Raw genomic sequence first — 13,139 nt, forward strand, 5'->3', positions numbered from 1 at the left:
TGGTTCAAGCATAGCGATTTAGGTGGCTCAGCTAACTCCGATTTAGGTGGTTCAATGAACTCCGACGAGGTGGCTCTCTAAGACCGTCGTATCCATTTCTAGACAATTTAGTTTTAATCAACATTTATAAATATAGTCGATTATCTGTAACCATATCACCATCTGTGATGATTGACTTACCAATGATGAAACCTGATTCTTCAGCAGCAATGAAAACAAATTAGTTTGCAAATTTTTTTGGAAATTATGCATGTCTATCTCTTATTAAATCGCACTAGTGTATTGTTTTAATGCCATACCTTTTTTAGTATCTTAAACTTCCATGAGTTTCTTTTCTAAACGAAATTCAACTATCTAAAAATCGGAAAGTCGAATTCTTTTGGCTTTTCGTTTATTACTTCTGGAATACTATGTCCTGCATTGACATATAGAGTTACACCATTAATATACGTTGCCATGCCACTATTTAAGAAGACCATCGCATTTGCCATTTCTTCTGGTGTAGACAATCTGTCGATTAAGCCTCTCTGTAAGTTTTCATCGCCACCAACCATATCTGCGAATTCGTCTGTTAATCCTGTTTGCGTTCCACCTGGCATAATGACATTGATTCGAACTTCTTTCTTGCTAAGTTCTTTTGCTTGTAACAGAGCATAATAGTTTACGAGTCTCTTGGAAAGCATGTAGCCATCCATTCCAGTTCTCTTTCCAACTTTGTTAGAGTCAGTAACTACTTTTAGAGTCTCATCCCAACCCTTAGCATTTATAAACGGTTTTAATTCAGTGAGATGATTTTCCCAGTTGAATGCTCCCATTGAAGATACGAATACAATAGCACCACTATCAGAGATACGATCTGCAATATACTCTTCAAACATATATTTGTTAGCAATAAAATTTATTGTTGTTGTATCGGTAAAGTCGTGCTTTACACCTGAAACACCTGCGACTCCGAAAAATTTGTCGATTTTAGATGGAAGTTCTTTGAAAACATCATCAATATCTTCCCGCTTACTGATATCTGCTTGAAATGCTTTTTCGACACCAGGAATATCCTTTTTGACATAATCCAATGTATATACTTTTGCACCTAAATCAACTAGCATCTCTGCTGTCGCTTTTCCCATACCAGAAGCGGCACCAGTGATAACTACTGTTTGATCACTATAATTTAAATAATCTTTCAATTAACTTCCCTCTCTTTATATGTTTTTATAGAAAGTTTCTTTTACATAATAAAATAGGCCTTTTTTTATTATAGTAAGCGCTTACTATTTCTAGCTTAAAAGATAAAATCACAATTGTAAAAGAAACTGCTTGTTAACCTGACATATAGAAAATGATAATCATACAAAGAAGACGGCCAAAGAAATGAAAGAATTTATTAATTAGCAAGCTAAAACGAACTCTCCCCTTTAGGTAAATACCTAAAGGGGAGTAGAATAATTAATAATCTATAGAAAAATTAAATCTTAAGTCAGCGGCAACTCTGTTAAACAAGTTGGATCTCCTTCAAATGTAGAGAAATCATAGCTGACTGTTTTTCCGTCAAAACTAATATCAATTGTGTAATTTTTATCTCTAGGTAACCAGAAATCATAAAATCCATTTTCGAGCGTCGTTAATGCGTCGTCAACAAAAACTTCACCATCTTCATCAGTGATTTTTACATCCATTTCTTCACTAACTAACTCACCCTGACAACCTGTTAAACTATGAATTTCACACGGATGTGTATATGTAAGATAAGGCGCAATCGAAACGAAGAACTCATCATCAGGTAGATCATATGTATCCTCTTTACCATCATCTTGGACGATCAGGTTTTTATCCGATATTGAAGCAGATTCTACGATATTACTCCCACTCAATTCTGCAACATACGCTTTAATATCAAAATCAATCCCCGCTGAGTCATTCCCACATCCCGCAACAATTAACGTTAAACCAACTAAAGCTGCTACTAAGTATTTTTTCATCGAAACCATCTCCTTATATACTATTATATCCACTTTTAAAGAAGAGATAATCTTCAATTGTTGCAAATATTTGAATTGTTGAAATGGTATGGATAAAAATCTTGACTAGTATCGATTACAGTTGTAAACTATAGATAACGAGTGATTACGTTTGTAAACAATAGGAGGTGGTAAGTATGAATCACTTAGATTTTAAAATTACAGATTCTGAATGGGAAGTCATGAGAGTAGTATGGGCAAATGAAAAAATAACCAGTAAAGAAATCATAGATGTACTACAGCAAAAGATGGACTGGGGTACAGCGACGATTAAGACTTTTATTGGAAGGTTAGTTAAAAAAGGAATGATAGAGACAGAAAAACACGGAAATAAATTCATCTACTCACCAAAAATCAAAGAGACTGATCTTATTAGAAGTACTTTGGATGATACCTTCAATAACATTTGTAATAGAGATGTAGGAAATACAATTGTAGGTTTGATTGAGAAATCAATTTTAAGCATCGATGATATAAAAAATATTGAAAAAGTGTTAGAAATGAAGAAAGAACATGCAGTGGATGAAGTTCCATGTAATTGTTCACCAGGACAGTGCCACTGCCAGATAGCGAGCTAACTCATAAAAAAGAAAAGAGGGAGAATATGACTGAACATAATCATAATCATAAACATCATGATCATGAAAATCATAATCACGACCATCACAATCACGACCATCATAATCACGATCATCACAATCACGACCATCACGGAAATCACGAAGGACATGGTCACCATCATCACGGGGACTTTAAGAAGAAGTTCTTTGTTTCACTTATTTTTGCAATACCTATCATATTTCTTGCCCCTATGATGGGCATTGAACTGCCATTCCAGTTTTCGTTTCCTGGCTCTGACTGGGTCGTACTTGTGCTTGCTACTATTCTATTCTTCTATGGTGGACTGCCTTTCTTAAGCGGTGCTAAAGAAGAATTAAAGGCGCGCAAACCGGGTATGATGATGTTGATTGCAATGGGTATATCTGTTGCATACTTCTATAGTCTATATGCATTCTACATGAATCATTTTGGTGCACCAGATGCACATACGATGGATTTCTTCTGGGAATTAGCAACATTGATCATCATCATGTTGCTGGGTCATTGGATTGAAATGAAAGCGGTTGGTAATGCAGGCGATGCGCTTAAAAAGATGGCTGAACTTCTTCCAAGTACTGCTGTCATTATTGATGAAGATGGTACTTCAAGAGAAGTTGAGCTTTCCGAAGTCAGTGAAGGCGACATTGTTCAAGTAAAAGCAGGGGATAATATTCCGACAGATGGTGTAATTGTCTCTGGAAGAACAAATGTCGACGAATCTCTTGTTACTGGTGAATCTAAAGCTGTTGAAAAAGCAAAAGATGACTCTGTTATAGGAGGGTCAGTGAACGGCTCTGGTACGATTAATGTAAAAGTAACGGGGACAGGTGAAAGTGGATACCTGTCACAAGTCATGGGGCTTGTGAGCCAAGCTCAAAGTGATAAGTCTCGTGCAGAATTAACTGCGGACAGAGTTGCTGGTTACTTATTCTACTTTGCTCTGAGTGTCGGTTTGGTTTCATTTATTGTTTGGATGTTCATTTCAGGCAATGTGGATTTTGCATTAGAAAGACTTGTCACAGTACTTGTCATTGCTTGTCCACATGCACTCGGACTTGCTATTCCACTCGTGACAGCACGTTCGACGTCAATTGGTGCAAGTAATGGTTTAATTGTAAAGAACCGTCAAGCACTTGAAACTGCGAGACAATTAGATGTTGTCATGATGGATAAGACAGGTACATTGACAGAAGGCAACTTTGCAGTGAATCATTATGAAAGTTTTGATGAACAGTATTCGGATGAAGAGATACTAGGGTTTATGGCAGCAATTGAACAAAGTTCAAGTCACCCGTTAGCTGTTGGTATATTAGATAAAGCGAATGAGAAAGATGTGAATATTCCACATGCTGAAGATGTCAACAATATCCCTGGTATCGGGTTAGAAGCAAATGTCGTGGATAAAGATATGAAAATTACAAGTGTTTCTTATCTTGAAGAAAATAATATAGACTATGACAAGGAACAGTTTGAATCACTTGCTAGTCAAGGGAATTCAGTCAGCTTTCTTATTATAGATGGTGAAAATAGCGGTATTGTCGCACAGGGTGACCAAATCAAAGCAAGTTCTAAAGCTATGATTAAAGAACTCATTGATCGTGGCATTGAACCCGTTATGCTGACAGGGGATAATAAGCAAGTTGCAGAAGCAGTTGCAGCTGAACTTGGTATTAATGCAGTGCATGCTCAAATGATGCCTGAGGACAAAGAAAAAATGATTCAGTCGTATCAGAAACAAGGGAAGAAAGTCATGATGGTTGGAGACGGAATCAATGATGCACCAAGTCTCGTACGTGCAGATATCGGTGTCGCAATCGGCGCTGGTACGGATGTGGCAGTTGAGTCTGGGGATGTCATTTTAGTTAAGAGTGATCCGGCAGATATTATGAATTTCCTATCACTATCAGAAAATACAATGAAGAAAACAATTCAGAACCTATGGCTCGGTGCTGGATATAACATTCTCGCAGTACCACTCGCAGCAGGTGTGCTCGCATCAGTGGGTCTAATACTTTCACCCGCAGTCGGTGCTATACTGATGTCAGTCAGTACTGTGGTTGTTGCAATGAATGCAATGACACTGAGATTGAGATAATTAAATTGAATTTATATGACCTCGATTTTGAATCGGGGTCATTTTTACGTTTGGTACTTCTATGTAAATGTGTACATTATAATGAATAGACAATGTTTACGGAATGAGGAGTCATCGCACTCATGAATAATCAAAAAAACCAGAACCAATGAAGCAAAGAATACGTGAAATTTAAAAAGATAAAACGTGACGAGTCGCCATAAGCAGTTCTTTTGAATTCATCTCTATTTCTAACTATAATGAACTCGGCTTGTAAAAGTCTAATTTTGTAATGACATCATAGGAGAACATGATTATGTTAAAAATAGGTATTATTCTCGGTAGTACACGCGATGGCCGTGTAAGTCCAGCAGTCGCTGAATGGGTACTAGGTTTCACGAAAGATAACACAGAAGCGGAATTCGAAATTGTTGATATTAAAGACTACAACTTCCTAGAATTCAATAACATGCCTCCAGGTATGCTAAACAGACAATATGGAGAAGATAACGTAACGAGATGGTCCCAAAAGATCGACAGTTTAGATGGTTTTATCTTCGTAACGCCTGAATACAATAAGAACATTTCACCTTCACTGAAAAATGCGATTGACCACCTTGGACCTGAATGGGCAAACAAGGCAGCGGGTTCTGTTTCTTACGGTTCTACACTTGGGGTTGCAGCAACATTCGCACTACGTCAAACGCTTTCTAACTTAGGTGTAGCAATCGTGCCATCATTTGGTGCGCTCAGCATATTCACAGATTTTGAGAATATGACTGAATTCAAACCAGGTGATCATCATGCAGACTCTATCAATGCAACAATTGATCGTGTTGTGATGTGGGCTAAAGCGTTGAAAACAATCAGATAAACTTTTTCATTAATAAACTTAATTCATATAAAAAAGCCGGGATACTAGACTGACCTAGCAGTATGAGACAAAGATAAAAAAGCTTCATTAGGCTATCCTTACTCCAAAATTAATTGGAGAGAGGTAGCCTAATTTTTCTTGTATTCTTTCTTCGTTATAATACTTTAAATATGCATTCACCCGTGAATCCGTTTCAATGTCACTGAGAGAATTGAATCTGGTGTAGATAAACGCTTCCGACTTGAGATTGGAATGGAATGATTCAATGACCGCATTGTCCCAACAATTTCCTCTTCTGGACATACTGCTGATCAGATTATTTTCCATCACATATGCCTGGTAGGCATATGACGTATACACACTCCCTTGATCAGAATGAATGATTACACCCTTAGGGTATGCACGTTTCTCTAAAGCTGATTTTATTGTATCCAGCACCAATGGTGTCTGTTGATGGTCATATAATTTGGCAGCGACAATCTCGTTGTTGTAAAGATCCATGATTGTGGACAGGTATTTCACTGTTCGTCCGTATTGGATGTAGGTGATGTCCGTGACCCATTTTTGATTGGGTGCTGCAGCTTGAAAGTCACGTTTGATGCGATCGGGTGCAGTAATGACAGTTTCCCCCTGGGGCTTCCACTTCTTTTTCGTCTTAATTCGGCATTGTAGATGATTTTTCTGCATAATCGCCTGCACAGTATTCCGATGTCTTTTGATACTATAGTCCCGCTGCAGGAGCGCCCTCACTTTACGATGACCGTAACGATACTTCGTCGACGCACATATATCAATGATTGCCTGATCGACATCCCTCAAGGATGCATCAGTGCCTTCTGAACGCCATCGGTAATAGGTGGAACGCGGCACCACCAGTGCATTTAAAATGGCAGTAATGGTGTATTTGGACTTCAGTCTCTCAACAAGTGCCAAAACTATTTCTTTCTCAACTCCTTTTCGATTGCCATATACTTTTTTAAAATATCATTCTCAATCTTCAAATGTTCAATTTGACGGTCTTTTCGTTCATCATCTGAACGCGCTTCCGGTCCATGTCCATAGGTATACTGCTTTCCAATCGGTTGGTCAAATCGATAGAGTTCCCCTTGCTTATACTACCTGACCCATGTGGCGATCTGTGATTTATTCTTGATGCCGTATTTCTCCATAATTTCATTTGTGGTCAGTTCACCCGCCATTTTCGCTTTGACCACTGCCCACTTGGTCTCACTTGAATATACGTTTTTGCCCATGCAAAAACACCTCCGATTCAGTAATTGGTACTCATTGTACCATTTCGAAGGTGTTTTATATTGTCTCAAATAATTAGGTTAGTCTAGATGGGCTCTGAGGACTTTGCATTCTTTGTGTAAGATTATATCGGTGCTGCGTTTAGAATCGGTACACGTATCGAAGGTGTAGAAGAGAGTGGGTATTCACTCCACAGCCCAGAGATTGTATTTTCTGAGAAAAGTATTAAAACAGGGATAAAAGTCCTCGTAGATTTTGTGACGAAGTAAAGAGAGCAGAAGTTACCCCCCTTTTTTGATGAAGAAAAAAGGACGACTCTATTATTAAATGAACTGCCCCTGTCAAGTAGACAGTTTAAAAACAAAATTGAGTATTGCAGGGGCTGGGACAAAAGCCCTAAAGAAATAAAAGAACCAGCTTGGAAATCTTAAAATTAAGATTTCTAGGCCGTTTTTTTTTGATTGTAAAACGGACACAGAGTTCCCGACGAGTTTCTTTAGATACAATGCCATCAAAGGAAAAAAAGGCGCAATGTCGTCCGATAATGTCTCAGTATTCATTAATGAATATGCAGACCAAAAAAATTTCCTGTCCAGAAGTACCTAAAAGTGTCCATGCCCATTTATTCAGGCATAGTCGAGCCATACTCTAAATAATGATCCACTGCCGCCTGCTTCAGTTCTTCTCTGTATTTTGACCGATGGGTATTAACATCACCATGCCGTTTATAGTCTTCTATCCAGTTTCTAAGTGTCAAACGAGAAGGATATCCTAGTTCGTTTTATTACAGTAGCATATGATTCATATTTAAAATAAAGATTTATAGCTTTTAATTTTTCCTTAAAAGCATACATCGACTTCCTCCTGACTAATATGGTCTAAGATTTTGTCCGCAGACCCAACCTGTTGAGTCTAAACTAGCAGTTACAATATTGGAGAGTGATTTTTTTTTTTCTATAAGTGAATGCTTTACAACACTATTTGCTTATTATATCGTTCTCTAATCTCGTCAGTGACACGATGCTCAATATTCAGAACGATACCAGGGTAATCCAATATAAATCGATTTAACAGGTCAGCAGAGTCATTATCTAATCCGCTGAGTGCTTCGTCCACAATGAGTATTTTCTTATTGTAGAGTAAAGCGCGTGCAACGCCTAAACGTTTCTTCTCACCACCTGAAAATGATATATCCTCCCCTTCTAACGACATATCTAACGATTCCTTATTGGCATATTTATGTAAACCTACACTTTCTAAAACCCCAATTAATTCATCATCACTTACATCATTTCCGAGTGTTAGATTAAACCTCAATGGTTTTCTAAATACGAAAGGCGTCTGTTCTACTAATGCAAACAATTCACTAAATGTATCGGAATCATCGAGGTTATAACTCATCTCTCCATTTAGAGGCCTTATTTCACCTATTATCGTTTTTAATAGCGTCGTTTTCCCTGATCCAGATGGCCCTTCGATTAAGATTTTATCGTTCGGATTAATATCAAAATTCAATGCTTGTGATAAATGTGTATCTTCATTGTATCCAATAATTAAATCTTTTGCTTTAATTAGTGAATCTTGTGTGCCAGAGGCAAGTTGCAATGGTACCTTCTTGTTTTCTTTTATAGAAAGAATATTATCAATTAAAGGTATAGATGCGCTCATTGTATTATAAAAATTTGCCAAGCTAATTAATGGTGTTGTTACTCTATCTGCTGCTAAGTATATTGTTATCAGTGCTCCGACAGTAATATGTCCCTGTATGACTTCATATGCACCATAGCTTAACGATGCAATTGCTGAAATTGTGTATAGCGCAGTGATTAGAAATGAAGAAATATAGCGTCTTAAGTTCATTTGGAAATACTTTGTTTCAGTATGTCTTAAAGATAAGAACATTCTTTTTATATGCGTTGGGACGAGGTTAAAACTTTTAATTAATGGTCTTGCATTTAAAGTATCTTCAAGCTCTTCAATATATGTATGATTCGCTTGTTGCCATTCTTTTGTACCCCTTTGTAGCCATTTTTCAGTGAATCTAGGCACTAACGTAGGTAATATACCTAAAGCGACAAAAATTAGACCGACTTTCCAATTTATAAACAGCAGAAATACTAAAGTAATGACTGCTTGCAATACACTATATACAAAGCTCATTGAGATATTTAAAAAATCCATTTCTATCTGTTTAATATCGGCAGTAATTCTCGATAAGAATTTACTTGTAATTTCATTATTTTTAAAAGCGCTACTCAAAGTAGAATCTTTTAACTCTAAATGAATATTCCTTTTGATTTTCCCGAAAAAATAGCCGTTTCCGAGAACGGACGCTGATAGAAGGAGCCACAAGACAAACCAAACTGAAAGTAAAGGAACAACTTGATCGTAATCTTGGTTAGTAAGTACATCAGTAAATCTACCTAAGAAATAAGGAAAAACAATGCCATCTAAAGACATGAGTAAAAGGCAGAAAAACGAAATGACCATGAGTCCCTTTTGATTTCTGTATAAATGTATTAATTTACTGATCAAAAGCATCACATCCTAGGTCGAAAATAGGTAAACCTATAAAGTTTTTTGGATCCCAAATGAGTCTATCTTCAATAAATAGTCGGTAAAGTTCCAATGTATATAAAACACCTAATGTCCCATTACCGAAGTCGTCCTTCGGACCTTCTAGTTTATCCCCAAGAAAGCCAGTGATTTTATCATTTTCAATAAATTGAGAGACAATGAAATGAATTTTTTGATTAAGCATTTGTTTTAAATGTATTTTTAAATTCTCTGAATTTTGTGGGAGTGTAGTTAGAGCGAGCAAAGATATGCAAACGCCACTCATTCCAAAGGCAATTCCGGTACTATAAGAACTTTCAGAATCTAAACTGTCTAAAATAGATTGAATCATTTTAGAGTCATATTTTTCAGGAAATTTGTGATATATGTGTACTAACGATAAGAGTAATCCTGCACTACCAGAAAACAAATAGGGACTGCGAATTTTAGGCCACTTTAGATAGCTATAAGATAGCCCAGAGAATTTATAATCAGAATCAACGGTATTAAGATCGGCTTTAACATTAGTCACTATATTATCGTAGTCAGGATTGGACATAAAACTTGAACTTAATGCTACACCAATATTTCCATAGCTGAGTCCTTCAAATTCACTTATTTTCCAATTGATACTTTTTAAGGTTCTTTCTAAAAAACGAAATATGTGATTACTAGTAGTGTTTAACTTCATTAATTGCACACCAACATAGATACCAGAAATTCCACTAGCGAAGTCATAATTGGGATTATTAATTTCTTGTAATTTTAGTACTACATCTAAGAGTTCTCTATTATCACCTAAGCTAAATCCTGATTCTTGAACAAACAATGCATGACCCATTCTACCAAAAACAATGCCTAGATTATTACTGTGATTCGATGATGTTCTAATCAACCTAATTATCTCATCCGGACTTACAAGGTCTTCTAGATTTGGTACTAAATTAAGTTTCTTTAAAACCAAATACACACCAGGTAATCCATAAACTAAGCTAACATTATCATTATAATCTGAAATTTTTAATTTCTCCAAATCTTTACACTTAAGTAAGTTTGTATAATATTCGCTCATCCTAGTCTTTATATAGTCTATTTTATCCAGGTTATTATCTTGATTAATCTTTAAATTTTCATATACTTTTGAAAAATTTTGTCGACTAATATTGTTTAGGAAATATTTTAATGACGATTGATTATTACTTAAAACCTCTTCATGGAAAATAAAATTTTCTTTGAGAATATTAATAAATAATTGAGGTAGTGAAAATTTTTCAGCTAAATATAACTTTTCATAAAATTCTACATCGTAGTAGAAACCTTCAGTTCTATTAAAAATCATGTAGAAGATGAGTTGATTAAATGCATAGTAGTCTTTTTGAATCCCATCTAAATCTTTAGGTTTTCTATACATAAATCTCTCTGTCCCAAATGTCGACCATTCGACATCATCAGTTAAAGCTACTCCTTCACCATCAGTTACATACAGTGTATTATTAACGATCATAAAATTATCATCAGAAATATCATTAAAAACTAATCCTTTTGAATGAAGTTCTATTAGAAACTTTCCTATACTTTCGATAATGTTTAAAACTGATTTTTTATATTGAGTTTTTTCTTCAATAGATGAAGCAGGATTCTTTAAAGGATTTGTTTTTAGGAAAGAAGATAATGATTCACCGTCTAAATACTCATAGACGGTGAATAGGGAATCTTCGATCTCGAATATGTCATAAGCCTGTGGTAGTTTAATATTTTTAAAAGTTTCACTATTATCTTTAAAAAATTTAAACTCATTTGTTCTAGCAATTTTGGCCCGGGTTTTGGGCAGTGTAAGGGAAGGAATCGCTCCTTTTCTTGCCTCTTTAATGATGATAGCTCTGTCATTATCGTCTCTTCCTATATATACATTTCCAGTTGGAGAATGACGAATTATTTCTTCTAACGTATAAGAAGTATCATTTTTTGAGTTTTTGATGACAAGCTCATCTAATCTATTTGTAATCAGAGTTTTGTCACTCTGAAACGGATCATCTATACCTAAGGGTAATGTGAAATAAGATTTTCTTTTATCCTTAACTAAATTTCCATAACCATCAAGTATGTAATAGTCTTTAGAGTTAAAAGAGTCGATATAAGTATATGGAGAAATAGCACCATAGCGATAATGAATAAAACTACTATCTTTATAAGGACGGTCCGAGGGAACTTGAACACCTTCAATGTTATTTAATAATTGATAAAGAATAGACATAAGTGTGTCGCATTGATTTTCATTGTAAGGATAAATAGTTATGTACTTTCCAAACTGACTACTAGTTGTGTTTTTATTGGAAAGGAAGGTATAGCTGTTAAAATTCGGAACATACTTATAATCAAATCCCTCTTCTTTAGAGAGATTATTCACAATTTCTAATACATGGTCATAATAATTTAAAGTGGGAGATAGGTGAATTTTCCAACCAAACATTGGTAAATCCTTATAGTTATTTCCTATTCGAACATATCGAAATGGAAAATTATCACTGATATTTTGAAAATCAGAAAATATTAAATTGTTATCCAAAGGTTCTTCATTCATAGAAATATTTTTCGTCTTTTTAAAGTTATATTCAAATTCTTTCATGCAAATCTCACCTGCTTTATACTATGGATATGATAGAAGTTATGTAAAGGAGAGCACCTAAAATGCTCACCTTTATAGCGCTTTGCTAAGGGCCTGTATGGCAACCACCGCCTGTACAACTATTACTTATGTCAGAATTCGCGAGTTTGCCTTGTTCTTCGTTTCTAATTTTTAATCGTTCTAACTTCTCTTGTAAACTCATAATTGTACCTCCTTTTCCTAGTTTCATTAATAATATAGCAAGTCTATTTTAACATAATAATAAAGCGTTTGCAATAAATGTCTTGTAAACGCTTTAATTATCTCTACGCCGCAAGTTTATAGGAGAATGTGGGGAATGGTGGGATGGTGTGTGTCAGCACCCTGAACCTAGCATCCGACGCACACGGTGAGAGCTTACACGTACACCCCACCAAAAAACCACCATTTGATGCACGTCAACGATACAAAATCTTCCACTTTATAGTAAATAAAAATAGTGTAAACAATTCATTGGCTTTTAACTCGATATCGAACTAAAATGAATGAGGCTAGATAAATAGTCTTACATATTTTTATTTTTGGAAGAGAAATTATGTTAAAGATAGGTATTATTTTAGGAAGCACGCGTGAAGGCCGTGTAAGTCCTGCGGTTGCAAAGTGGGTTAAAGGTTTTACAGAAGGAAATACAGAAGCTGAATTTGAAATTGTCGATATCAAAGATTATAATTTTGAAGAATTCAATAATGTACCACCTGCTATGTTACAGAAACAATTTGAAAATGAAAATACAACAAAGTGGTCTCAAAAAATTGATGCGCTAGATGGATTTATTTTTGTGACACCTGAATACAACAAAAATATCTCACCATCATTAAAGAACGCAATCGATCACTTGGGTACTGAATGGTCGAACAAAGTTGCTGGCTCTGTATCATACGGTTCAACACTCGGTGTTGCAGCAACTTTTGCATTGCGTCAAACTCTTTCAAACTTAGGTGTTGCAATTGTACCAGCATTTGGTGCATTAAGTATATTCACAGACTTCGAAAACATGACAGAGTTCAAGCCTGGTGAACACCATAACGATTCTATCAATCGAATGATTGATAACGTTGTGTTGTGGGCGAAGGCAATGAAGACAATCAGACAGTAAATACT

The 13,139-nt window shown here is 35.6% G+C and carries 9 protein-coding genes and 2 pseudogenes; 4 read left to right on the plus strand and 7 right to left on the minus strand.

Features of this window, described 5'->3' with window-relative positions; all coding sequences use genetic code 11:
• Window positions 1–350: 350 nt before the first annotated feature.
• Window positions 351–1,187, minus strand: a complete 837-nt coding sequence (locus BMW30_RS08675) for an SDR family oxidoreductase (RefSeq protein WP_091475969.1) — start codon at window positions 1,185–1,187, stop codon at window positions 351–353.
• 285 nt (window positions 1,188–1,472) lie between these two features.
• Entirely contained in the window at window positions 1,473–1,979 is a 507-nt protein-coding gene (locus BMW30_RS08680; protein WP_091475972.1) for a CueP family metal-binding protein, read from the minus strand.
• Window positions 1,980–2,155: 176 nt separating this feature from the next.
• On the opposite strand from BMW30_RS08680, the gene BMW30_RS08685 reads away from it, so the two are divergent.
• The 3 genes from BMW30_RS08685 (at window position 2,156) to BMW30_RS08695 (ending at window position 5,566) form a co-directional block, all read left to right on the plus strand.
• Window positions 2,156–2,596, plus strand: a complete 441-nt coding sequence (locus tag BMW30_RS08685) for a CopY/TcrY family copper transport repressor (RefSeq protein ID WP_091475974.1) — start codon at window positions 2,156–2,158, stop codon at window positions 2,594–2,596.
• A 26-nt stretch (window positions 2,597–2,622) separates the two neighbouring features.
• Entirely contained in the window at window positions 2,623–4,713 is a 2,091-nt protein-coding gene (locus BMW30_RS08690) for a heavy metal translocating P-type ATPase (protein ID WP_091475976.1), read from the plus strand.
• Between the two features lie 295 nt (window positions 4,714–5,008).
• Window positions 5,009–5,566 carry an NADPH-dependent FMN reductase gene (locus tag BMW30_RS08695; protein WP_091475979.1) on the plus strand — a complete coding sequence of 186 codons (558 nt, stop codon included), beginning with the start codon at window positions 5,009–5,011 and terminating at the stop codon, window positions 5,564–5,566.
• Window positions 5,567–5,653: 87 nt separating this feature from the next.
• On the opposite strand, the pseudogene BMW30_RS08700 reads toward BMW30_RS08695, so the two are convergent.
• The 5 genes and pseudogenes from BMW30_RS08700 to BMW30_RS08710 form a co-directional block, all read right to left on the minus strand.
• A pseudogene (locus BMW30_RS08700) lies at window positions 5,654–6,535 on the minus strand (IS3 family transposase); the annotation flags it as partial.
• Between the two features lie 146 nt (window positions 6,536–6,681).
• Window positions 6,682–6,819 carry a hypothetical protein gene (locus BMW30_RS10655; protein ID WP_180366277.1) on the minus strand — a complete coding sequence of 46 codons (138 nt, stop codon included), beginning with the start codon at window positions 6,817–6,819 and terminating at the stop codon, window positions 6,682–6,684.
• Between the two features lie 638 nt (window positions 6,820–7,457).
• Window positions 7,458–7,671 (minus strand): annotated as a pseudogene (locus BMW30_RS10755) (IS3 family transposase); the annotation flags it as partial.
• A 115-nt stretch (window positions 7,672–7,786) separates the two neighbouring features.
• Complete coding sequence (locus BMW30_RS08705; protein ID WP_091475985.1) at window positions 7,787–9,358, minus strand: ABC transporter transmembrane domain-containing protein; 1,572 nt, start codon at window positions 9,356–9,358, stop codon at window positions 7,787–7,789.
• Window positions 9,342–11,999: a class III lanthionine synthetase LanKC N-terminal domain-containing protein gene (locus tag BMW30_RS08710; protein WP_091475987.1), complete on the minus strand. Its 2,658-nt coding sequence runs from the start codon at window positions 11,997–11,999 to the stop codon at window positions 9,342–9,344. The genes BMW30_RS08705 and BMW30_RS08710 overlap by 17 nt, the downstream gene beginning before the upstream one ends.
• 574 nt (window positions 12,000–12,573) lie before the next feature.
• Between BMW30_RS08710 and BMW30_RS08715 the strand changes: the two genes are divergently transcribed.
• A complete protein-coding gene (locus tag BMW30_RS08715; protein WP_091475989.1) occupies window positions 12,574–13,134 on the plus strand; it encodes an NADPH-dependent FMN reductase in 561 nt (186 codons plus the stop codon).
• The last annotated feature ends 5 nt before the right edge of the window (window positions 13,135–13,139 follow it).

Origin of the sequence: Aliicoccus persicus, from assembly GCF_900110815.1 — a bacterium.
Lineage (GTDB): Bacteria > Bacillota > Bacilli > Staphylococcales > Salinicoccaceae > Aliicoccus > Aliicoccus persicus.